This window comes from Methylophaga sp. OBS3 (assembly GCF_026319325.1).
Lineage (GTDB): Bacteria > Pseudomonadota > Gammaproteobacteria > Nitrosococcales > Methylophagaceae > Methylophaga.
On record NZ_JAPDMU010000001.1, the window covers coordinates 865097 to 888409 of the forward strand.

Consider the following 23313-nt stretch of genomic DNA (forward strand, 5'->3'; position numbering starts at 1 on the left):
TTACTCACCTAAATAACGTTTGCGCTTATTGTCGCGAAGTTTATGTAAATCCACCATAACCAAACCATCAATACAGTGGCCAAAGTTTGCATCAACATTAAAGTCGATGAAACGTACACCACCTGGCTCACAGACATCGGCATATTGTTTATACAGGGTTGGTACTGTTACCTGCATATGTGTTAACTGCTCTCTCATCAACACAAAGTCAGTTTCCGCACTGCCTTCAAATGTCGCATTAACCCTGTCCAGCATTTCCGCATCCATTAGGTAAGGTGTACGCGCAATAGCCAAATTATCGGCATCTGCAAAGTAACGGCGGTAATACTCCACAATTAACGCTTTTCCAAACTCAGGGTAACTATTACTTAAGCTCACCGGTCCAAACAAATATTGCACTTCTGGAAACTGCTTGAGATAGGCACCAATGCCATACCATAGATAATCTAGACTTCGTTTTCCCCAATACTTAGGGCTAACAAAGCTGCGACCTAACTCAATTCCCTTTGCAAAATAAGGCTGCATTTTGGCTTGGTAATCGAATAACTCTGCCGAATAAATCTCGCGACCGCTGTCATGAATTCGACCCACTTCACCAATGCGGTAAGCACCTGCAATTTCAAGCTCTTGTTCATCCCACAATATCAAATGACGATAGTCACGGTCATACTGATCGAGATCACGCTTTTTACCTGTGCCCTCTCCCACCTGACGAAACGTCATTTCACGAAGGCGACCAATTTCTTGCATCACGGCTGAGTCAGGTTGGTAATCGAATAGATAAATCTTCTTCTGATCTGCCGTTTCACCGAGTAGTAATGCCGACTTCAACTCTTGTTTAATTGCACGTCTATCTTGTGGATGAGCAATGGTATTTTCTGTTGCAAATAATGGCTTCTTGCCTTTTGCCAAACGATACAAATGGCGACGAATTAATTTAGCTTTTTCAGCTTTAACTAATGGTAACGCTTCAATTTGAGCGTATGGGATCGGCGCGCCAACGCTGATTCGCATGGTTTTTGAGTTTTGGTTAAACATCTCGTGCGCTAGCATCATACCTGACAGTGGTTTGTATACCATTGACGCGCTATAGAACAATGATGAATTACGTGCACCAACATAAACCGGCAAAATTGGCGCATTGGTTTTCTTGGCAAAGTTTAAAAAGCCGCTATTCCACTTGCCATCTCTCACGCCACTTGGTCGAATTCGAGAGACTTCACCAGCAGGAAACACAATCACCGCTTCATCACGGTTTAAGCTGTCTATGATCTTAGTCACACTACTTTTACGTGTAGATTTAGATAAGTTATCAACCGGTAAAAATAACGGACTTAAAGCATCGAAATTCAGCAACATGTCGTTCGCAACGATTTTGACATCACGACGGACTTCGCCAACCATTTTTAGCAATGATAAACCGTCTAGTGCACCTAAGGGATGATTCGCGACAATCACCACACGACCCGTTGCAGGGATGTTATTTCGGTGACGGTTGGTAATGCTGTAGCTGAAATTAAAGTAATCTAAAACTTCATCAATAAAGTCAAAACCAGTGAGCTGAGAGTGCTGCTCTAAAAAACGGTTAACTTCTTGTTCGTGAGTGAGGCGTCGTAAAAAACTTAACGTAGATTTTTTGATCCACGGTTTGCTGTGTTCAAATTTGGGGAATTTTTGTTGAACGGCTTGTTCGATGTTCAGCATGTATGTGCTCTAAGCTATTGAATAAACAATAGCTTAGAGCAGTAATATGACCGTTTGATAACGGTTTAATGACAGATAGATGACAGGCCGAAAGCCTGTAAAAATCAGGTTTTAGGCAGCTTGAACAGGAATGGCATGACGCATGTGCGTAATGTCATTGTTTTCGTTCAGATAAACTAAAGTTGGTTTGAAGTTTTCGACTTCTTCCGCTGCCATCGCCGTATATGCACAAATGATAATACGATCGCCTGGAGAGGCTTTATGTGCTGCAGCACCATTAACTGAAATAATGTTTGAACCATCTTCAGCGCGAATTGCGTATGTCACAAAACGTTCACCATTGGCGACGTTATAAATATGAATTTGTTCATATTCACGAATACCGGCAGCGGCCAGTAATTTACCGTCAATCGCACAGCTACCTTCGTACTCTAATTCAGAGTGCGTTACGCAGGCGCGATGTAATTTGGCTTTTAACAGAGTCAATTGCATATCGAACAAATCTTTTTAATAAGCCGCATATTATCGCTGTTTAACGAGAAGTCGACAAGCCAACAGCAACATTGTCTATCAGTCTGACCTCACCTAAGCGCGCTGCAACTAGAATTCGAAGATCTTCATTAAAATCAGAATCAAAAGGCATAAGGTTATCTGCGCGGCGTACTTCAAGGTAATCAACTGAAAAACCATAATCAGTCAGTGTACTAATCGCTGTCTCAATATCAGCTTGTATCGTCTTTTCCCCCGCCTTCAGCTTCGCTTTAAGCAAGTTTAGTTGCTCATATAACTTTGGGGCAATTTGTCTGTGTTCGCTTGTTAGACGATTATTACGTGAGCTCATCGCTAGGCCATCAGCTTCCCTATGCGTTGTACCGGCAATAATTTTGACGGGTAAGTTGAAGTCTTGTACAAGCTTATGAATAAGCAATAATTGCTGATAATCCTTTTCACCAAATACCGCGATATCCGGTTGCACCATGTTGAATAACTTGGTCACAACTGTGGCGACACCATCAAAGTGTCCCGGACGTTCTAGGCCACACAATTTGTCGTCCATTCCCGGTACATGTACAAAACTATGAAAATCCAGCCCGGCTGGATACATGACTGTGCTGTCGGGTTGAAAGAGTAAGTCACAGCCACTATCACTGAGCAACTGGATATCATTTGCTAAGGTGCGCGGATATTTTTCGAGATCATTGGGATCATCAAACTGCATGGGGTTTACAAAAATACTTACCACGACTTTGTCTGCAAATGCCGCTGCCTGCTTCAGCAAAGACAAATGACCATCATGCAAATTACCCATTGTTGGCACGAAGCCAATGGTGAGGTTTTGTTCGCGCCAGATTTTAAGTTGAGCGCGAAGGCCTTTGAGGCTTTCTTCTATTTGCATTAAAACTGTTGCTCAGCAGTGGGAAACTCGCCTTGTTTGACGGCATCAACATAACGGCCAATTGCCGCAGGAATGTGACCCATATCAGCGAGAAAATCATGACTAAAGCGCGGACGCTTGCCTGGCGTTAAACCTAACATGTCGTATAACACCAGCACTTGTCCGTCACATGCTTTACCCGCGCCAATACCAATGACTGGAATAGCCACCGCTTTGGTGATTTTTTCAGCAAGATCTGCTGGCACACATTCTAAAACCAACATGTCAGCACCGGCTTCAGCTAATAAGATGGCTTCTTCAACCATCTTGGCAGCCGCATCGGCTTCACGTCCTTGAACGAAGTAACCACCCAATCGATGTACCGATTGCGGTAATAAACCTAAGTGAGCACATACCGGAATACCACGCACTGTTAATGCTTTGATAATCGGGGCAAACTCAGTGCCACCCTCTAATTTAACCATTTGAGCGCCGCCTTCGGCCATCAAACGTGCAGCATTACTGATCGCTTGATCAATATTGGCGTAACTCATAAAGGGCAAATCGGTCACCACGAAGGCTTTCTCGGTACCTCTGACCACATTACGGCTGTGATAAATCATGTCATCAACCGTTACAGGCACAGTACTTTCTTGACCTTGGATAACCATCCCCAGTGAGTCACCAACCAGAATGACTTCTACACCGGCCTGCTCTAAAACATGCGCAAAGCATGCATCATAGGCAGTTAAAACAGCGATTTTCTCTCCCGCTGCTTTCATTTTTCGCAAACTGCTTAAAGATAAACGACTCATGCTTTCGCTTCTTTTATCGGTAACGGATTGTAGTACTGTCGACCACTCTGCAACGTGCAGATTTGATCCAGCAATTGCTGGTAATCCGCTTCACTATTTACCAGGTCAATTTGCTCTGCATTCACAATCAATAAGGGTGAGGCATCGTAATAATGGAAAAAGTCTGCGTAGGTATCCGCCAGTCGTTTTAAATAAGCATCTTCGACATGCTGTTCATAACTGATACCGCGTTGGCTGATACGTGACTTTAAGACCTGTAACGGTGCCTGCAAATAAATCACCAAATCTGGTGTGCGATGATGCAAGGTCATATTGTCATAGACCATGTTGTAGAGGGCTAACTCATCATCATCCAATGAAATTTGGGCAAATAAACGATCTTTTTCCAGCATAAAATCTGCGACATGCAAGCTGGTAAACAAATCGTCTTGTTGTAATGTTTGTGCCAACTTAACGCGTTGCATCAAAAAACTGAGCTGCGTTGGTAATGCCGATTGTTTTGGATGCAAATAAAACTTTTCCAAAAACGGGTTTTGTTCGGGAGCTTCCAAAAGCGTATTACCACCAAAACTCTCAGCCAAACGTTTGACTAGATGGGTTTTCCCAACACCGATTGGTCCTTCAACAACAATGTAGTTATGTGGCAAATTTTTCATGACTAAAGTTGTTCCAATTTTTCTAATGCACCACGTGGACATTTGGCAGCAATAGCCTTTAACGAGTCTTTTCCTGGAATAGTGATATCACCAGCAATTTCCATTAAGGGATAGACCACAAACTCACGTTCATGTAATCCAATATGTGGCACGACAAGACGTTCATCTTCTATCATTTCCTCGCCGAAGAGCAAGATATCTAAATCCAACGTTCGCTCACCCCAATGTCTTTTGCGCTCACGACCATGTTGTTGCTCAATCGCCTGTAAGGCATCTAAAAGAGCATGGGCAGATAATTCTGTTTCCAGTAAAGCGACGGCATTTACATAATCAGGTTGATCCTGAGGCCCCATCGGTGCGCTGGAATACAAAGACGAAGCTTTAATCAACGAGGTAGACGGTATCGACTGTAAATCTGCTATTGCTGACTGTACCTGTTTTACAGGCTCAGCCAAGTTACTACCAAGACCGATATATGCCTGCATTACTCTGCTCGTTTTGCTGCTGGTTTTCTGCGACGGCGACGACGTGGGCGACGCTTAGGCTCAGCTTCCGATTTACTCAGCGAATTCACCATATTGGTTTGTTCGCTAGCAGTCGCTTGCTGAAATGTAGTCCACCAATCCGTTAACTCTTGGAGAGGCTCGCCCGCCTCAGCGCGTAACGCCAGAAAATCATATCCAGCACGGAATTTAGGCTGCAATAACAAAGCAAAAGCACGTTTGCCTTGTCGACGAGCCAGTCGAGGTTGCAAAGCCCAGATATCACGGGTCACTAAACTAAAGCGTTTAGGAATCGCGACGGTTTGAATTTGCTCCGCCAGCACTTCTCCAGCCGCACGTTGCATCGCCGGAATGTCTGGCATGGATTGACTTAATTCAATCCAACGCTGACGAAGCGGTTCCCATAGTAATGCCGCAAACAAAAAGGCTGGTGTGACGGGTTTATTGTTGGCCAGACGTTTGTCAGTGTTCTCCAAGGCTTTCATCAATAAAACCCGAGGATAATTGTCCGACTCTTGATGTAACAAAGCAGCGGTCTGAGGGTAAAGGTAATCAAACACACCGTAATGACACAACAATTCATGTGTCACAGCCGCTTGACCACTTAAATAAAGCTTAAGCGTCTCATCAAATAACCGGGCAGGTGGAATATCACTTAAAAGTGGTGCCAACTCTCCAATTAAAGCTTCGGTCTCAGGCTCAAGCTTTAAGCCAAGTTTGGCCATAAACCGGATAGCACGAAGCATACGAACGGGATCTTCACGGTAACGGACTTGCTTGTCACCAATCAGGCGAATCATGCCCTGTTGTAAATCGGCAATGCCGCCGGTGTAATCGACAATCGTAAAGTCTGCGATGTTGTAATAGAGTGCATTTACGGTGAAATCACGACGCCAAGCATCTTGTTCTAATGAGCCGTAAACATTGTCTTGCATGATTCGGCCATCCACCTGATTCTCTGCTTCAGGTGGCGCACGGAAAGTCGCGACTTCAATAATTTCATCACGACCAAAACGGACATGGACCAGTTTAAAACGTCTGCCAATTAAACGACTGCGGCGAAACAGTTTATGTACTTGCTCGGGTAACGCATCAGTTGCGATATCAAAGTCTTTGGGTTCATAACCTAACAATAGATCTCGTACACATCCACCAACTAGATAGGCTTCAAAGCCAGCCTCATGAAGTGTATTCAGGACTTTTAACGCACTTGGACTAATCAGCTTACGCGATATGTTGTGATCGGCACGGGGAACAATAAGTGGTGCTGCCCCAGCTGCAGCTGCACGGCTTTTTTTACCGGCTTTGACCTGTTTGATTTTATTAATTAGGTTATTGAATGACAGCATAAGTGCCGAATAATACCATGGCATAAGGGTTTAACAGCAATTTGAACGCCTTTTTATTTAGATATTTAGCGCCAATTGAACGGGTTTAAATGATTTTCTGTGAATATCAGATGGTCCTAAATGCATTAAGGCTTGTTGATGCGCCGCCGTTGGGTAACCTTTATGCTTGGCCAAATCATATCCTGGGTAAAGTTTATCTAATGTAACCATTTCTTGATCGCGTGCGACTTTTGCCAAAATTGATGCCGCCGCAATCGCTTGATCATGTAAGTCACCTTTGACAATGGTCAAAACTGGGTACGGTAATTCAGGTGCATGAATACCATCAACATGTACCTTTTCAGGTGTGACAGACAAAGCCATAACTGCTCGCTGCATTGCAAGCAGGCTTGCTTGAAGAATATTTAATTCGTCGATTTCTTCAACTTCTGCACGCCCCAACGCCCAACTTAAAGCGCGCTCTTTAATAATCGGCACTAACGCTTCTCTGCGCTTTTCTGAAAGTTTCTTAGAATCGGTCAAACCTTCAATAGGCTTGCTTGGATCTAGGATAACAGCAGCAGTCACAACTGGCCCAGCTAGAGGGCCCCGCCCTACTTCATCTACACCTGCGATTAACATCAGTTCGTTTCGTTGATTAAACGTAAAACAAGATCCGCTGCATTTTCAGCACCGCCAGCAGGCCCCAGTGCAGTCAGCACTTCTTGTTGAATATTTTCAGCGCGCTGCGGGCTTTGTGGGTGCGTTAACAAGTCGGTCAATAATTGTTCTAACCTAACATCAGTGACATCGTCTTGCAGTAACTCTGTGATGAGTGGCTTACCGCTGACAATATTACACAAACCGACATAAGGAATTTTCACCAGTCGTTTTAAGATGCGGTAACTCCAAGGTGAAACTTTGTATGCGATTAAATGCGGTGTGCCTAATAAAGCAATTTCTAAGGTAACCGTACCAGAGGCCGCGACTATGGCATCACAAGCTTTCACCAAATCATAAAAATCACCGCTTATGATTTGTACTGGGAGTCGACTTTTATCCACATATTGCTGGATATACTCACGCTCAATACCCGGCGCCAGAGGTAAAACCACCGTAATATCAAAATGACGCTGTTGTATACGTTCCGCTGCCGCCAGCATGATGGGTAATAAAGCATCAATTTCACTTCGGCGACTGCCCGGAAACAATCCCACAACGCGTTGCTGTGTTGAAAGGTGAAACTTTTGCTTTGCTGCGTCTTTATCCAGTTCACTATGAACAGCATCCACTAGTGGATGCCCCACACATGTCACCGGCACATTGGCTTCTTGATAAATCGGCACTTCAAATGGAAACAACACCGCCATATGATCAACGGTTTGTTGAATTTGTTTAACCCTACCGGCACGCCATGCCCAAACCTTTGGGCTAATGTAATAAAGGACGGGAATACCTAACTTCTTGGCTTGTTTTGCCAGCTTTAAATTAAAGCCGGGATAGTCCACTAAAATCAGTAAATCTGGCTTATCTCGTTTCAGGCGATTTACAGTTTCGTTAAAAATAGACTTGATCTTAGGATAGCGCTTGAGGACTTCGACCAGTCCCATAACGGCCAATTCAGCAAAGTCCTGAACAATATCAGCACCAGCCTCTCTCATTGCGTTACCGCCGATACCACCAATATAAAGATGTGGTGCTTTTTGCTTTAAAGCTGATACAAGTCTCGCGGCATGAGCTTCACCAGAAGCCTCACCGGCAACAATAAATATCTGCCGATCGTTTGCCATCTTACTCCTCCAAATAACCAGCTAACTCTAGACCAAAGCCTGAGACGCCCGTCAATTTAGTCGGTGTACCGATAACCCGCATTTTTTTTATCCCCAAATCAGCCAGAATTTGTGCACCGACCCCAAATGTCCTTAAATCCCAGCTGGTTTTAGCCGATACTTGGCTTTGTCCCAAGTCTTGCTGCTGGTAACGGGCAATTTTGGTTGCTAACTGTTTATTTTTCTCAGGCTGGCGCAATACCACGAGAACCCCTTTACCGGCCGCTTGAATTCGACGCATAACTTCAGGTAAAGGCCAGTGTGAAGGCTCACGCAATGAGGCTAATAAATCGCTGAGTGGATCAGCCATGTGCACACGAACCAGTGTTTCTTCATCCGGACTAATATCACCATAAACCAGTGCAAGATGAACTTGAGCATTTACACCGTCTTGGTAACTATGCAAAACAAAATCACCATATTCTGTTGGGAATTGGCATTGTGACAATGACTTCACCGTCATTTCATTTTGCAGACGGTAGCTAATCAAATCGGCAATGGTGCCAATTTTCACATCGTGTTCTTTGGCAAAAGCTTCCAAATCTGGTCGTCTTGCCATACTGCCATCATCATTTAATATTTCGACAATGACAGCAGCAGGTGATAACCCTGCTAATTGGGCTAAATCACAACCCGCTTCGGTATGTCCCGCTCTTGTCAGTACACCACCAGCCTGTGCTTTTAAGGGAAAGATATGACCTGGTTGTACTAAGTCTTCAGGTTTGGCATTAGCAGCGACAGCACGTTGTACCGTTAATGCTCTATCGGCAGCAGAAATACCCGTTGTAACCCCCTCTGCTGCTTCAATAGATACCGTAAAGTTTGTCGAATATGGTGTTTGGTTGTCCGTCACCATTAATGGCAAACGCAGTTGACGGGTACGCTCTTCAGTCAGCGTTAAACAAATCAAACCACGACCATACTTGGCCATAAAGTTAATGGCCTGTGGTGTCACTAATTCGGCAGCCATCACCAAATCGCCTTCATTTTCGCGATCTTCGTCATCCATAATGATGACCATTTTGCCGGCTTTGATGTCGGCGAGAATTTCTTCAGTGCTGTTTAATTTCATGTTGCCAAATAGCCGTGCTGTTTCAAAAAGTCAGGGGTAAGTTTGCTCTCTTGAGCAGGCAATAAACGTTCAAGATATCGTGCGATCAAATCCACTTCTAGGTTCACTTTAATGCCGACTTTATAGTCTTTGATAATGGTTTCTTGAAGTGTATGCGGAATGATATTCACTTCAAAACCTTTTGCCGTGACTTTATTCACGGTCAAACTCGCGCCATCAATACAGATTGAACCTTTTTCAGCGATATAACGTTGCAGTTCAGAAGGCACGTTGACTGCGATTTGCCACGAGCGTGCGACTTCTTTAATGCTATCGATTTGTCCCAAACCATCAACATGACCACTGACAAAATGACCACCCAGGCGTTCACCTACGGCAAGGGCTTTTTCTAGGTTAACTTGGCTACCAGTTTTTAATTGCGCCAAACTGCTTCGCGTGATCGTTTCTTGTGAGACATCAAATGAGAGCTGCTGATTGTCCATATCAACTACAGTCAGGCAAACACCATTAATCGCAATACTGTCCCCCAGTTTCACATCACCACAATCTAGCTTGCCAGCATTAATCACCAACTTCAGATCGCCGCCTTTAGGTTGTAATGCTGTGATTTCCCCCAACGCTGCAATAATGCCCGTAAACATGCTTTAAAATTCCTCGTTATAAATTGGCAAAGCGGTGATCCGCCAATCCTGACCAATAGGTCGCATATCAGTTACCTGCAAATCGATGTTTTGGTCCATACGAATCATGCCCGGCAGATTAAATACTGCCCGTGCATCACTGCCCATTAACTTAGGCGCAACATAAAACACCAATTCATCAATTAGTTTTGAACGCAATAAAGCGCCATTGAGATCGGCGCCAGCCTCAACCATTAACTCATTTACTTCGCGTTTTGCTAAAACCGTTAGTAAAGCGGCTAAATCTACTTGTTTGTCTGGGGTCGGCAGGACAACAGTTTCAATATCAGGTCGGATGACTTTATCGCCAGCCGTGGCTAACAACACCTTTTCACCACCTAAAATTTTGGCTTTGACCGGCATTCTTAAGTCACTATCGACAACAACACGCAGTGGTTGGCGAACATGTTCAGGATCGGGATACCAATCGCCTTGGGGACGAACATTTAACATTGGATCGTCAGCTAAAACGGTACCGATACCGGTCAAAATAGCGCTACTTCGCGCACGCAGTTTTTGAACATCCAAACGCGCTTCTGGCCCTGTTATCCATTTGCTTTCACCTGAGGCCATGGCCGTACGGCCATCCAAACTCATAGCAATTTTACTGCGCACAAAAGGGCGACCAATGCGCATCCGTTGGCAAAAACCTGGGTTTAGTTCTTCTGCTTGTTTGGCGAATAAACCTTCATGGACTTCCATACCCGCCTGACGCAAACGTTCTATGCCAGTACCAGCAACAATAGGATTAGGATCTGTCATTGCAACGAATACACGCTTAATGCCAGCGCGGATTAATGCCTCTGCACACGGTGGTGTTCGACCAAAATGACTGCATGGCTCAAGTGTCACATAACAATCAGCGCCTTGAGCGGCTACACCTGCTGCATTTAGCGCATTAATTTCGGCATGCGCCTCACCGGCACGATGATGCCAGCCTTCGCCAATAATGCGACCATTTTTGACGATAACACAACCAACACGGGGATTAGGATCTGTCGTGTATAGCCCTCTTTTCGCCAATTGCAGCGCATGGGCCATATATTGTTCATGTTCACTCATGCTAGCAATCTCCTAGTTGATTGACTAAGCGCATAAGTAGTGTTTTTCGCTTAGGATTTATTTTGGGACTCGTCACGATTTTTCATGCGTTCGATTTCTTCACGAAACGCATTAACATCTTGAAAGCTTCGGTAAACAGAAGCAAAGCGAACATAAGCAACTTCATCCAGTTCGCGCAGTGCCGCCATGACCCAGTCACCGACTAGTCGACTTTGTACTTCACGTTCACCAGTTGCCCATAATTTGCGGGTAATCGTTTTGACAGCATTATCAATGGCATCAGTACTGACGGGACGCTTTTCTAAAGCACGCATCAGACCTGCTCGTAACTTATGCTCGTCGAAAGCTTCGCGTGAGGCATCACGCTTTACTAATCTTGGCAGACTAAGCTCCGCCGTTTCGTATGTTGTAAATCGTTCATTACAACTTACGCACATCCGCCGACGGCGAATGGCGTCACCCTCTGCGGACAGCCGAGAGTCCACCACTTTGGAGTCGGCTGTTCCACAGAAAGGGCAACGCATTATCGATACTCCGGTTTACGCGTAAACCGGTAAACGGCTGCAGATTTCACTGACTTTGCCACGTACCGATTCGATAACAGTGGCATCACCACGGCTATCAATAACATCACACATCCAACCTGCTAGGTCAGTACAATCTTGCACGTTAAAGCCACGTGTTGTTACCGCAGGTGTACCGATACGGATACCTGATGTAACAAATGGTGATTGTGGATCATTTGGAACCGCATTTTTATTAACGGTGATATGCGCATCGCCTAACCATGCATCAACTTCTTTACCCGTCAGGCCTGCTTCGATAAAGCTAACCAAAAACAGATGGTCATCTGTGCCTTTAGACACAACATCATAACCACGTGCCATAAAGACTTTAGCCATTGCTTGCGCGTTTTCAATAACTTGTTGTTGATAGCTCTTGAACTCACCCAGCATTGCTTCTTTGAAAGCAACCGCTTTAGCTGCGATGACATGCATCAACGGACCACCTTGGAAACCAGGGAAAACAGCTGAGTTCAGCTTTTTCTCGATTTCAGGGTTTGATTTGGCCAAAATCAGACCACCACGTGGGCCACGTAATGTTTTATGTGTAGTCGTTGTGGTTACGTCAGCAATTTGTACTGGGCTTGGGTATAAACCCGCCGCAACCAAACCAGCAACGTGCGCCATATCAACTAACAGGTATGCGCCAACTGAGTCTGCGATATCACGGAATTTTTGCCAATCGATAATGCGTGAGTACGCAGAAAAACCAGCAACAACCATTTTTGGCTGATGCTCTTTGGCTAAACGCGCAACTTCTTCATAATCAATTTCACCAGTTTCAGTGTTGATACCGTAACTGACAGAGTTATAAATCTTGCCTGATGCGCTGACTTTGGCACCGTGGGTTAAGTGACCACCATGCGCCAGACTCATACCTAAAATGGTATCGCCCGGTTGCAATAACGCCAAATAAACTGCCGCGTTAGCTTGTGAACCTGAGTGCGGTTGCACGTTTGCGTAATCAGCACCAAAAAGTGTTTTAGCGCGTTCAATAGCCAGATCTTCTACCGTATCAACGTGATCACAACCACCGTAATAACGTTTGCCCGGATAACCCTCGGCATACTTGTTAGTCAGTGAACTACCCTGCGCTTCCATTACACGTGGGCTGGTGTAGTTTTCTGAGGCGATCAGTTCGATATGATCTTCTTGACGCTGCACCTCTGCAGCAATCGCGTTAAACACTTCATCGTCAAAGTCTGCGATGCGCATGCTTTTTTTGTACACGGTATTCCCCTGTCACGTCTGTAAAATGCTTGCGTATTGTATCTCACAACACAAGCTGCATCTATGTCAGAATGCTTTTTTACCAAGCAATAAAGGAAGATGTTATGCAGATTGCGATTCTTGGTGGTGGCCTGATGGGGCAAGCCATGACAGAACGCTTGTTGGTAGAACAACAAAAAGTCACTGTTTTCAACCGCAGTATCGATAAAATTCAAGCGCTTAAATCATTAGGTGCTTCGGTTACTGACAACGTGCTAGAAGCCGTTAATTCCGCAGATTTATTGTTGTTAACGCTAAGCGATGCGACAGCCATTGAGTCGGTGTTAGCGAGTATTCCAGCTGAAAAACTTGCTGGTAAATTACTCATTCAAATGGGTACTATTGGCCCGCAACAATCACAACAAATTGCCGAAAAATGTTTGGTGGCAGGTACCGCTTACCTTGAATGCCCAGTATTGGGGAGTCTGCCTGAAGCGCGCAGCGGCAACCTCATTCTTATGGCTGGTGGCGCCCATGCCGACTTTGAAAAAGCATTACCTGTATTGCGTTTACTGGGTAAAAAACCACAGCTTATCGGCGAGGTTGGCCAAGGTGCAGCAATGAAATTGGCGATGAATCAACTTATCGCTGGTTTGACAGCGAGTTTCTCTCTCAGCCTAGGTCTAATTGAAAGCCAAGGGATCGATACTGAACAATTCATGGGCTTATTAAGAGAAAGTGCACTTTATGCCCCCACTTTTGATAAGAAGCTTGAACGCATGCAGCAAAGGGATTTTGCTAATCCCAACTTTCCAACAAAACATCTCACCAAAGACACACGTTTGTTTCTTGAAGTAGCTGAGCAATTACGTTTGGACGCAAGTGGTTTGGAAGGCGTTTTGAAACTGCTCGATAAGACAGTATCAATGGGGCTAGATAATACCGATTACTCTGCTATTTACGCTGCTGTTTCACCAGATCGGAAATAAAAAAATGCCCGCATAAGCGGGCATTTCATTTTATACAGCGAGTAAGTCTCGGCGGATAATTGTTTCAACGCGATCTGGGCCGGTTGAAATAATATCAATTGGCACACCAGCCAACTCTTCCACTTTCAGAATATAGTTGCGTGCATTTTCCGGTAACTTATCAAATTCGGTGATACCCAGAGTTGATTCTTGCCAACCTGGCATATCGATATAAACCGGTTCACAGCCTGTAAACTCATCAGCACTCAATGGCAAAATATCAACGGCTTTACCATCACGCTCATAGGCAACACAGAGGCGAATTGTTTCTAAACCATCTAAAACATCAAGCTTGGTTAAGCAAAGACCTGTAATGCTGTTAATCCAGCTAGCACGATTTAAAGCAACCATGTCTAGCCAGCCACAACGGCGATCACGGCCTGTTGTTGAACCTTTTTCATGACCGCGCTCAGCCAAGTGTTTACCAACACCACAACTCAACTCTGATGGGAATGGACCCGCACCAACACGGGTTGCATATGCTTTGGTGATACCAAGTACATAATCAATATGACAAGGGCCAACACCAGCACCGGTCGCACTACCGCCTGCAGTTGTATTTGAAGACGTGACATAGGGATATGTACCGTGGTCGATATCCAATAGTGCACCTTGCGCACCTTCAAACATCACACGGTCACCATTCAGGTGGTATTGCTGTAATAAGGCAGGAATATCAGCAACCATGGCTAATAAAGTGTCGCGCATCGCCAATGTTTCAGCTAATACTTGCTCGAAATCAACGGGTGCAGCTTGGTAGTAATTAATCAGTGCAAAATTATGGAAGCTCACCACTTCACGTAATTTTTCTGTGAAGCTTTCAATATTTTTCAAGTCACCAACACGTAATCCACGGCGAGCAACTTTATCTTCGTAAGCAGGACCGATACCACGACCAGTAGTACCAATCGCAGCTTTACCACGGCGGGCTTCACGAGCCTGATCCAATGCCACATGGTATGACAGGATTAATGGGCAAGCGGCACTGATTTTTAAACGGTCTTTAACCGGCACACCACTCGCTTCCAAAGCATTGATTTCTTTTAACAATGCTTCTGGCGATAACACCACACCATTACCAATCAAACATTGTACATGGCTACGTAAAATGCCTGATGGTATTAAATGCAAAATGGTTTTTTTACCATCAATAACCAGTGTATGACCAGCGTTATGGCCGCCTTGAAAACGTACGACAGCTGACACGTTGTCCGTTAATAAATCGACAACCTTGCCTTTACCCTCATCGCCCCATTGGGAACCGATTACTACAATATTTCTAGCCACGTGTGTTTCCTAGTTCAACCACCTGCCAGTGGCCATTTTGTTGGATCAATTGTTTGTTACAAACTGCATCTTCACCAGATAAATCGTAAATCACGATTTGACCAGCTTCACGCAATGCTTGAACAGCTTTATGCTGTGATTCATCATCAGCCCAGACGACTGAGATTTTATCTGTTGGCTTATCATCCTCAGGAAACTGGGTTACCAGTTTCTTCAGATCGAGACTGAAGCCAGTTGCAGGTTGTGCATAGCCGAAGTCTTCACCGATATCATCATAACGTCCACCGAGCGCGATAGCTTGTGCTGAATCAGGCTGATAGGCCGCAAAAACGACGCCAGTATGATAGTGATATCCACGCAGCTCTGCCAGATCAAAGTTGACACGTAAGTCAGGCAAACGGATTGCGAGCATGTCCGCAAGTGACTGAAGTGTTTTTAGCGCACTTTTAACTGTTTCAGGTGCATTTACCAATAACGTCTCGGCACGCTCTAATACAGTTTGGTCACCATTTAACTCAGACAAACTCTGCAACATGTCACGTTGTTGGGTTGGCAGATTAAAGTCGTTTAATAACTGCTCAATCTCTGCCGCCGCTTTACGCTGTAATGCTGAAAATAGTGACTGCTCTTGCTGTTCATCAAGACCTGCAGCATCAGCTAATCCACGATAAATACCGACATGACCAATATCCAAAGAAAGCGGCCCTTTAAGCCCGCTGATTTTCAGCAACTCGACCATCAGCTGCATGCTTTCCATGTCGCTTTCAGGTCCAGCATGACCATAGATTTCAGCACCAAGCTGGATAGGGTTTCTGGAAGAAACTTGGCCTTCAGGAAGCGTGTGTAACACACTGCCGATATAGCATAAACGTAAGACGTCAGACTCACCTCTTAAGCGGTGGGCTGCAATGCGCGCTACCTGCGGTGTCATGTCGGCACGGATGCCTAACAATCGACCTGATAACTGATCAATCAGCTTAAAGGTCTGTAGATCTAGAGTTTTTGCAGTACCTGTTAATAAGGAATCCAGATACTCAACTAATGGCGGGACAACCAATTGGTAACCCCAACTTTGCATGCGGTCCACCAATAAGCGGTGCATTTTTTCAAGTTGCGCTGCTTCTTTAGGCATCAACTCATCGATACCTTCAGGCAGCAGCCAACTTTCTCTGATGCTCATAACGTCAATTTACCCAATATAAAATAGCGAGGCCAACCAACATGCTGATAAGTCCTACCCAACGTAGTTGTGTATCACCCATCGCAATGACTTGTAACAGTGCCCGACGAAATGCCGAGGGATTCAAAAACGGCATGATGCCTTCAATAATCAGCATCAATGCCGTTGCCAGCCATAGGCTGTGAATCAGTGCATCACTCACTGTGATGAGGTATCAAGGTCACCAAAACGCTTAAAGAAATCACCTTTTGGTTCAATAACCATTAAGTCGTCACCTTGGAAGATATTTTGGTATGCATTCAGACGGCGATACAGTGAATAAAACTCTTCATTCTGACCATAGGCGCTTGCGTATACATCTGTTGCCGTTGCATCACCTTCGCCTCGCAGGCTCTCTGCTTGACGACGCGCTTCTGCCAAAATAACGGTACGTTGACGATCTGCATCTGAGCGAATTTTTTCAGCTTCTTCAGCACCACGTGAACGTAAGTCTTTTGCTACACGCTCACGCTCAGCTTGCATACGTGCAAATACTGAGGCACTGACGTCTTGTGGTAAATCGATACGTTTAATACGTACATTGACGATTTCGATACCAAACTCTGCCGACGTTTCATTTGCAGAGCGCATCAAGCCAGCCACCATTTGGTCGCGATCACCAGATACTACTTCTTGGATGCTACGACGACCAAACTCGGCTCGCAGACCATCTTTAATGATTTGCGACAAACGTAGTTTGGCATTTTCCTCATCACCGCCCATTGAACGGAAATATTGAGCTACGTCTGAAATACGCCATAGAATGAACGAGTCAACGATCAGGTTTTTCTTTTCGCCGGTCAAGTAACGGGCTGGGGTAGCATCTAAACTTAAGATACGGCCATCAAAACGGCGCACTTGGTTTACAAATGGCATTTTGAAATGTAAACCAGGCTCGTAATCAGCACGCTCAATTTGACCCAGTTTCAATAGGATGACGCGTTCACGTTCATCAACAAAGAAAACAGAAGCACTGATCGTCACCGCTAAAATGAATGCGATAAAAATAAATAGATTAAATCTAGATTGCATGATTATCGACCTCCTCGGCTACGTGCATCATTGGCAGCATTGCTGCTATTGGTGCTGTTGCCAGCAGGAAAGTTTAATGAGTCCAAATCCACACGTGTTGGGTTATTACCCATTGAAGAACTCCGATTGCCCATACGATCCAGCGGTAAATACAATACGTTATTACCATCACTATCGATATCAACCATTACCTTATTAGTACGTGAGTAGACTGATTCCATAGTATCGAGGAACAGACGCTCTTCAGTAATAGATGGTGCTTTGTTGTACTCGGTCATGACCTGTAAGAAACGGCTAGTGTCACCATTTGCTTTGGCAACAACTTGGCTTTTGTATGCTTCCGCTTCTTGAATAATACGGAAAGCTTGACCACGCGCACGAGGAATTATGTCATTTGCATAAGCTTCAGCTTCGTTTTTCTGACGAACTTCATCTTCCCGAGCCTTAACAACGTCAGCAAAAGCATCTTGTACCTGCTCTGGTGGCTGAACGTCTTGCATGCTGACACTGGTGACACTCAAACCAGTTGCATGATCATCAAGCATTTTTTGCAAAATTTCTTCGGTACGTGTCGCGACTTCACTACGACCTTCGGTCAATACAAAGTCCATGGTCGATTGGCCAACAACTTCACGGACAGCACTTTCCATCATTTGACGTAAAATAGTATCTGAAGCACGAACATTAAATAGGTATTGTGCAGCATCTTTTACGCGATACTGACCAGCAATTTTCAGATCAACGATATTTTCATCATTGGTGAGCATTAACGACTCTGACAAAATACTACTTTCAGGACGAGAGCCAGCACTACGATAACCAATTTCTACTGAACGAATGTTTTCAACATTTACCACTTCAACGTGATCAATAGGGTATGGGAAATGCCAGTGAGGACCAGGCATTGTAGTTGTTTGGAACTGCCCAAAACGCATAACTACGCCACGTTCAGCAGGTTCAACAATGTAAATCCCCGACAGTAACCAAACGATAAAGATAATTGCTGCGATAAGGCCTAAACCAAATGAACCGCCGCTGCTGCTTTGATTATTACTCGGTTGTTGACCGCCTTTATTGCCGCCAAACAATCCACCTAATTTACGCTGAAGATTCCGGACGACTTCATCAAGATCTGGTGGGCCATCGTTTCCACGTTTGCCCCATGGATCTTTGTCACCGTTACCGGGTTCATTCCAAGCCATGTAATGCTCCAAAAGAGATAAATTTCGATTACGTATTAAACGTGACTATTTTACGGAGATGATTGCCAATGGCAACCAAAACCGGCTTTAATTCACAGGTTGTGCATAAGGTTCGTCAGCTGGAAAATATTCCTGTAACGCCTGACGTAACAAGTCTAACCCCGCGCCAGTGTGGGCGGATAACCATAAACGTTTGATTTCACCATGTTGGTCACGTTCTAACCGTGGTTGCGCATCATCTAATTTGTCTATTTTGTTGTAGACAATCAATTGTGGAACATCTTGCGCACCAATCTGATTCAAAACATCATCAACATGCGCCATCAACTCATCACGATCCACTGCTGCTGCATCAACAACATGTAGCAGTAACTCTGCATCACGTGTTTCTTCTAGTGTCGAACTAAAAGACTCCACCAAGTCATGTGGTAGCTGTCTGATAAAACCAACCGTATCCGCCAAAATCAGTTGCTGTGTATCAACCAGACGTAAACGACGTAAAGTTGGGTCTAACGTGGCAAACAAACGGTCATCAGCATATACCTCAGCTGAGGTCATTTTATTAAACAACGTTGACTTACCTACGTTTGTATATCCAACCAGTGAGACAACAGGTGTGCCACTTCGTTGACGAGAACGTCGGCCCTGATCACGTTGTGAGCGAACTTTATCCAGGCGTTTTTTTAGAGACTTAATGCGGGCGCCTAATAAACGTCTATCTGTTTCAAGCTGCGTTTCACCCGGACCACGTAAGCCAATACCACCTTTCTGACGTTCCAAATGCGTCCAGCCACGAACCAGTCTTGTCGACATATGTTGTAACTGTGCTAACTCAACTTGAAGTTTACCCTCATGAGAACGCGCTCTACGCGCAAAGATATCAAGAATGAGACCTGTACGCCCTAGTACACGACACTTGAGTTTTTGCTCAAGATTACGCTCCTGACTTGGTGAAAGTTCATGATTGAAAATCACTAATGAAGCATGATTTGCTTCAACGGCCAACCCGATTTCATCTGCTTTACCTGAGCCGACAAACAGTTTGGCATCTGGACGATGACGTTTACCAGTGATATCAGCTGCGATATTTGCCCCTGTTGAATTAACAAGCTCAAGAAATTCTTCATGGGTTTCTTCAAAAGCCAGTTCATTCAAATTCATATGAACTAAAACGACGGCATCCTGATTCTCATCATTGGAAAAAGCCGCATTACTATCTGGGCGGTCAAACAATCAAGTTACTCCTAATTATTCTTCAGAGGTGATAGAGACATTCCGTGCAGGAACAATCGTCGAAATGGCATGTTTGTAAACCATTTGATTTACCGAGTTCTTTAACAGAATTACAAACTGATCAAATGAATCAATTTGTCCCTGAAGTTTGATGCCATTAACCAAATAAATCGACACCGGTACATTTTCACGTCGCAAGGCATTCAAAAAAGGATCTTGCAGGGATTGGGCTTTAGCCATCAGAACACTCCGAAGTTGTTATTATTGTTAATCGTTTGCATTTACAGCATTCTAAAAGCCTGTACAAAATCGTCAAGCATTATCACCTGCTTGTAATTGTTGTGCGATGAATGCCATCACTGAAGACACAGGCAACGTATCCCCGCTATCAAACCAAGTTGCGGCTTTTTGTGCTCGTAACCAAGTTATCTGTCTTTTTGCCATCTGTCTTGTTGCGATAATCGCTTTATCGATAAATGTTACTTCATCAATAAGGCCATCAAGATGCATCCAAGCTTGTCGATAGCCGACAGCTCGTATTGCTGGTAACCCAGCATGGCAATCGCTACGAGATTTCAACTGACGAACCTCATCGAGAAAACCGTTGCTCATCATTTCTCGGTAACGATTAGCAATTCGCTGATGTAAAACATTACGTTGAAAAGGTGCTAATACGATGTCAATTGACCTAAAAGGTAAGTCTGCCTGTGTTTCCGAAATTAACTGACTCATAGGACGACCAGTAAGTTCGTAAACTTCTAACGCGCGTTGCAACCTTTGTGGATCTGTCGGACGTATGCGCTTTGCACTTTCAGCATCAACCTGTTCAAGTTGTTGATGAAGATAAGCCAAACCGAACTCTGAAGACTGTTTTTCAAGTCGTTGTCTAACATCGGAATTTGCAGGAGGTAATGCAGCAAGTCCGCGCTGCAAACTATTAAAGTACAGCATGGTACCACCGACTAATAACGGTAGCTTTCCACGCTCGGTGATATCGTGCATTAATTGCAAAGCATCTTCTCGAAATTGACCAACAGAATAGACTTCTGTTGGTTCAATAATATCAATTAGATGGTGTTTTACAGCAGCACGTTCTTCAGCACTTGGCTTGGCGGTGCCAATATCCATACCTTTAAATACTAGCGCAGAGTCAACACTAATAATTTCTACAGGTACTTCTTGGGCAATTGCCAATGCCAATGCTGTTTTGCCAGCAGCCGTCGGCCCCATTAAAAAAATAGCCGGCGGCTTTACATGTGAGTGCTCAGAAATAGGTTAGCCCTGTTTCATTGAGTCAAAAAATTCCATATTGGTTTTGGTAGACTTCAGACGGTCCATCAAAAATTCCATAGCTTCAACTGGATCCATAGGTGCCAGAATCTTACGTAAGATCCAGAGTTTTTGCAGATCTTCGTCGCTTGTCAGTAATTCTTCACGGCGTGTACCTGAGCGAGTAACATTAATCGCAGGGTAAATACGACGATCCGCCAGTTTACGCTCAAGCAAGGCTTCCATATTACCGGTACCTTTAAACTCTTCGAAAATAACTTCGTCCATACGAGAGCCAGTTTCGATAAGCGCTGTTGCAATAATTGTTAAGCTACCGCCCTCTTCGATGTTACGAGCAGCACCAAAGAAACGTTTAGGACGTTGCAAAGCATTTGCATCAACACCACCGGTCAAAACCTTGCCTGATGATGGTGCAACCGTGTTGTATGCTCGCGCTAAACGGGTAATTGAATCGAGCAAAATTACAACGTCATGTTTATGTTCAACCAAACGTTTTGCTTTTTCAATAACCATTTCGGCAACTTGTACATGACGCGTGGCAGGCTCGTCGAAAGTACTTGAGACCACTTCACCACGAACTGAACGTTGCATTTCAGTTACTTCTTCAGGACGCTCATCAATCAACAGAACGATGAGATCACTTTCAGGATAGTTAGCGGTTATTGACTGTGCAATGGCTTGCAAAATCATTGTTTTGCCAGACTTGGGTGGCGCAACGATCAGACCACGTTGACCTTTACCAATTGGAGCTGCCAAATCCATGATGCGGGCAGTTAAATCTTCAGTACTACCATTACCACGTTCAAGGTTAAAACGCTCATTTGGGAATAAAGGTGTCAGGCTCTCAAATGGAACTTTGTTTTTTGATTTATCTGGTTTTTCATAGTTGATTTCTTCAACTTTAACCAAGGCAAAGTAACGCTCACTATCTTTAGGTGGGCGAATTTTCCCTTTGATTGTATCGCCAGTACGCAGATGAAATCGACGAATTTGGCTTGGTGAAACGTAGATATCATCAGGGCCAGCAACATAAGAGTCTTCTGGCGATCTTAAAAAACCAAAACCATCAGGTAGTAACTCAAGTACGCCTGTTGTAAAGACATCCTCGCCTTGCTTTGCATGGGCTTTAACTAATGCAAAAATAAGTTCTTGTTTTCTGTTTCTAGCCAGGCCTTCAAGATTCATGGAAAGCGCAAGTTCCATCAGCTCAGCAGCTGATTGGCGTTTGAGTTCTGTCAGATTCATGTATTACCTAAAATGGGAGTTTTGATTTAGAAATGCCTTAGAAAACGTACAGAATTGCACGTCGATGTGAATTTTTAATGAGGATGTATCTGGAATTGATAGTAAGAATAGCAGTATTGCTACACCACGTCTAGCATGTAACTAAATAAATTTAATGACTTTTATTCAAAAAGTCACCAATTTGCAATTTAAAGGGATTTTTTTTGTCCAACCGTTACGTTCAATTTGCTTGGAGAGGACTATGCGATTTGGTTTTATTTTACTTTCGGTCAGCATTCTAGCAGCCTGTAGTAGCGTTCCTCAGAATATTAAATCCGCACCTACTAATGATGTTCAGCTTAATCAGGTTATTGCCAATAAGTCGATTACCGAGGGGAACTTAGTTAGATGGGGTGGTGAGATTGTTAGTGTTGAAAATGCAAATGATATGACGTTTATCGAAGTTGTCCAATTCCCACTCAACCATTACGGAAAGCCTGACACATATGAGGATAGTCAAGGTCGTTTTGTTGCTCGCACGTCAGATTTTTATGATCCTGTCGTATACAAAGAAGGTAGATTAATCACTTTTACGGGTGTGGTGGCAGGAGAAACGGCGAATCGCAAAGTTGATAATAGATCTTTATTGATGCCAATTATTGATGTGAATGAAAGTTACCGTTGGCAACGTACAGATCGGAGTTCTAGGGCCTATTACACAGATCCTTTCTATTCCCCATATGACAGTTTTTATTATAACCACTGGTATGGAAACCCTTGGCATGGCCCAAGATTTGGCTATCGTTTCTACTATCATTAAACAGGGAAACAATTTTTATAGATTTTTCGAAGGCGAAAAAAAAAGCCCGACTCGTTTAGAGTCGGGCTTTTTAGTATTAAAGCCTGGCAGTGTCCTACTTTCACATGGGAACTCCCACACTATCATCGGCGCTGAGCTGTTTCACTTCTGTGTTCGGGATGGGAACAGGTGGGACCAACTCG

Annotated in this window: 25 protein-coding genes and 1 rRNA gene; 2 read left to right on the forward strand and 24 right to left on the reverse strand. The window is 44.3% G+C overall.

The window, feature by feature from the left end; genetic code table 11:
- The 14 genes from OMP94_RS04245 to glyA form a co-directional block, all read right to left on the reverse strand.
- On the reverse strand, window positions 1-1704 hold the full coding sequence (locus tag OMP94_RS04245; protein WP_266276358.1) for a lysophospholipid acyltransferase family protein: 1704 nt from the start codon (window positions 1702-1704) through the stop codon (window positions 1-3).
- A gap of 111 nt (window positions 1705-1815) precedes the next feature.
- The gene (gene panD, locus OMP94_RS04250; RefSeq protein ID WP_266276360.1) at window positions 1816-2196 is read right to left on the reverse strand and encodes an aspartate 1-decarboxylase; all 381 of its coding nucleotides are present in this window, start codon (window positions 2194-2196) and stop codon (window positions 1816-1818) included.
- Between the two features lie 40 nt (window positions 2197-2236).
- Window positions 2237-3100 (reverse strand): pantoate--beta-alanine ligase, encoded by an 864-nt coding sequence (panC, locus tag OMP94_RS04255; protein WP_266276362.1) that lies wholly within the window; start codon window positions 3098-3100, stop codon window positions 2237-2239.
- Window positions 3100-3894, reverse strand: coding sequence for a 3-methyl-2-oxobutanoate hydroxymethyltransferase (gene panB, locus OMP94_RS04260; protein WP_266276364.1), 795 nt, complete (start codon window positions 3892-3894; stop codon window positions 3100-3102). The genes panC and panB overlap by 1 nt, the downstream gene beginning before the upstream one ends.
- The gene (locus OMP94_RS04265; protein WP_266276366.1) at window positions 3891-4550 is read right to left on the reverse strand and encodes a deoxynucleoside kinase; all 660 of its coding nucleotides are present in this window, start codon (window positions 4548-4550) and stop codon (window positions 3891-3893) included. The genes panB and OMP94_RS04265 overlap by 4 nt, the downstream gene beginning before the upstream one ends.
- 2 nt (window positions 4551-4552) lie before the next feature.
- On the reverse strand, window positions 4553-5035 hold the full coding sequence (gene folK, locus OMP94_RS04270) for a 2-amino-4-hydroxy-6-hydroxymethyldihydropteridine diphosphokinase (RefSeq protein WP_266276368.1): 483 nt from the start codon (window positions 5033-5035) through the stop codon (window positions 4553-4555).
- Window positions 5035-6402 carry a polynucleotide adenylyltransferase PcnB gene (gene pcnB, locus OMP94_RS04275; protein ID WP_266276370.1) on the reverse strand — a complete coding sequence of 456 codons (1368 nt, stop codon included), beginning with the start codon at window positions 6400-6402 and terminating at the stop codon, window positions 5035-5037. Before pcnB ends, folK begins: the two co-directional genes overlap by 1 nt.
- Before the next feature lie 57 nt (window positions 6403-6459).
- Window positions 6460-7023 carry a ribonuclease HII gene (gene rnhB / locus OMP94_RS04280; protein WP_266276372.1) on the reverse strand — a complete coding sequence of 188 codons (564 nt, stop codon included), beginning with the start codon at window positions 7021-7023 and terminating at the stop codon, window positions 6460-6462.
- Complete coding sequence (lpxB, locus tag OMP94_RS04285) at window positions 7023-8171, reverse strand: lipid-A-disaccharide synthase (protein ID WP_266276374.1); 1149 nt, start codon at window positions 8169-8171, stop codon at window positions 7023-7025. The genes rnhB and lpxB overlap by 1 nt, the downstream gene beginning before the upstream one ends.
- Before the next feature lies 1 nt (window position 8172).
- Window positions 8173-9282, reverse strand: a complete 1110-nt coding sequence (gene ribBA, locus OMP94_RS04290) for a bifunctional 3,4-dihydroxy-2-butanone-4-phosphate synthase/GTP cyclohydrolase II (RefSeq protein ID WP_266276376.1) — start codon at window positions 9280-9282, stop codon at window positions 8173-8175.
- Window positions 9279-9923, reverse strand: a complete 645-nt coding sequence (locus tag OMP94_RS04295; protein WP_266276378.1) for a riboflavin synthase — start codon at window positions 9921-9923, stop codon at window positions 9279-9281. The genes ribBA and OMP94_RS04295 overlap by 4 nt, the downstream gene beginning before the upstream one ends.
- 3 nt (window positions 9924-9926) lie before the next feature.
- A complete protein-coding gene (ribD, locus tag OMP94_RS04300) occupies window positions 9927-11024 on the reverse strand; it encodes a bifunctional diaminohydroxyphosphoribosylaminopyrimidine deaminase/5-amino-6-(5-phosphoribosylamino)uracil reductase RibD (RefSeq protein ID WP_266276380.1) in 1098 nt (365 codons plus the stop codon).
- 50 nt (window positions 11025-11074) lie between these two features.
- Complete coding sequence (gene nrdR / locus OMP94_RS04305) at window positions 11075-11548, reverse strand: transcriptional regulator NrdR (protein WP_266276382.1); 474 nt, start codon at window positions 11546-11548, stop codon at window positions 11075-11077.
- Between the two features lie 15 nt (window positions 11549-11563).
- A complete protein-coding gene (glyA, locus tag OMP94_RS04310; protein ID WP_323135053.1) occupies window positions 11564-12817 on the reverse strand; it encodes a serine hydroxymethyltransferase in 1254 nt (417 codons plus the stop codon).
- A gap of 104 nt (window positions 12818-12921) precedes the next feature.
- On the opposite strand from glyA, the gene OMP94_RS04315 reads away from it, so the two are divergent.
- Window positions 12922-13785 carry an NAD(P)-dependent oxidoreductase gene (locus OMP94_RS04315; protein ID WP_266276384.1) on the forward strand — a complete coding sequence of 288 codons (864 nt, stop codon included), beginning with the start codon at window positions 12922-12924 and terminating at the stop codon, window positions 13783-13785.
- A 30-nt stretch (window positions 13786-13815) separates the two neighbouring features.
- On the opposite strand, the gene OMP94_RS04320 is transcribed toward OMP94_RS04315, so the two are convergent.
- From OMP94_RS04320 to rho, 9 genes are all read right to left on the reverse strand, one after another.
- Window positions 13816-15111, reverse strand: coding sequence for an adenylosuccinate synthase (locus OMP94_RS04320; RefSeq protein WP_266276386.1), 1296 nt, complete (start codon window positions 15109-15111; stop codon window positions 13816-13818).
- A complete protein-coding gene (locus OMP94_RS04325; RefSeq protein ID WP_266276388.1) occupies window positions 15104-16291 on the reverse strand; it encodes an ATP phosphoribosyltransferase regulatory subunit in 1188 nt (395 codons plus the stop codon). Before OMP94_RS04325 ends, OMP94_RS04320 begins: the two co-directional genes overlap by 8 nt.
- 4 nt (window positions 16292-16295) lie before the next feature.
- Entirely contained in the window at window positions 16296-16493 is a 198-nt protein-coding gene (locus tag OMP94_RS04330; protein ID WP_266276390.1) for a DUF2065 domain-containing protein, read from the reverse strand.
- Window positions 16490-17362, reverse strand: coding sequence for a protease modulator HflC (gene hflC, locus OMP94_RS04335; protein WP_266276392.1), 873 nt, complete (start codon window positions 17360-17362; stop codon window positions 16490-16492). The genes OMP94_RS04330 and hflC overlap by 4 nt, the downstream gene beginning before the upstream one ends.
- A gap of 2 nt (window positions 17363-17364) precedes the next feature.
- A complete protein-coding gene (gene hflK, locus OMP94_RS04340) occupies window positions 17365-18564 on the reverse strand; it encodes an FtsH protease activity modulator HflK (RefSeq protein WP_266276394.1) in 1200 nt (399 codons plus the stop codon).
- Between the two features lie 87 nt (window positions 18565-18651).
- Window positions 18652-19797 (reverse strand): ribosome rescue GTPase HflX, encoded by a 1146-nt coding sequence (gene hflX / locus OMP94_RS04345; RefSeq protein ID WP_266276396.1) that lies wholly within the window; start codon window positions 19795-19797, stop codon window positions 18652-18654.
- Between the two features lie 15 nt (window positions 19798-19812).
- Complete coding sequence (gene hfq, locus OMP94_RS04350; protein ID WP_266276398.1) at window positions 19813-20037, reverse strand: RNA chaperone Hfq; 225 nt, start codon at window positions 20035-20037, stop codon at window positions 19813-19815.
- A gap of 72 nt (window positions 20038-20109) precedes the next feature.
- The gene (gene miaA / locus OMP94_RS04355; RefSeq protein ID WP_266276400.1) at window positions 20110-21027 is read right to left on the reverse strand and encodes a tRNA (adenosine(37)-N6)-dimethylallyltransferase MiaA; all 918 of its coding nucleotides are present in this window, start codon (window positions 21025-21027) and stop codon (window positions 20110-20112) included.
- A 45-nt stretch (window positions 21028-21072) separates the two neighbouring features.
- Complete coding sequence (rho, locus tag OMP94_RS04360; RefSeq protein WP_266276402.1) at window positions 21073-22332, reverse strand: transcription termination factor Rho; 1260 nt, start codon at window positions 22330-22332, stop codon at window positions 21073-21075.
- Window positions 22333-22573: 241 nt separating this feature from the next.
- Between rho and OMP94_RS04365 the strand changes: the two genes are divergently transcribed.
- Window positions 22574-23131: a Slp family lipoprotein gene (locus OMP94_RS04365; RefSeq protein ID WP_266276404.1), complete on the forward strand. Its 558-nt coding sequence runs from the start codon at window positions 22574-22576 to the stop codon at window positions 23129-23131.
- Window positions 23132-23212: 81 nt separating this feature from the next.
- On the opposite strand, the gene rrf is transcribed toward OMP94_RS04365, so the two are convergent.
- Window positions 23213-23313 (reverse strand): 5S ribosomal RNA (rrf, locus tag OMP94_RS04370); the annotation flags it as partial.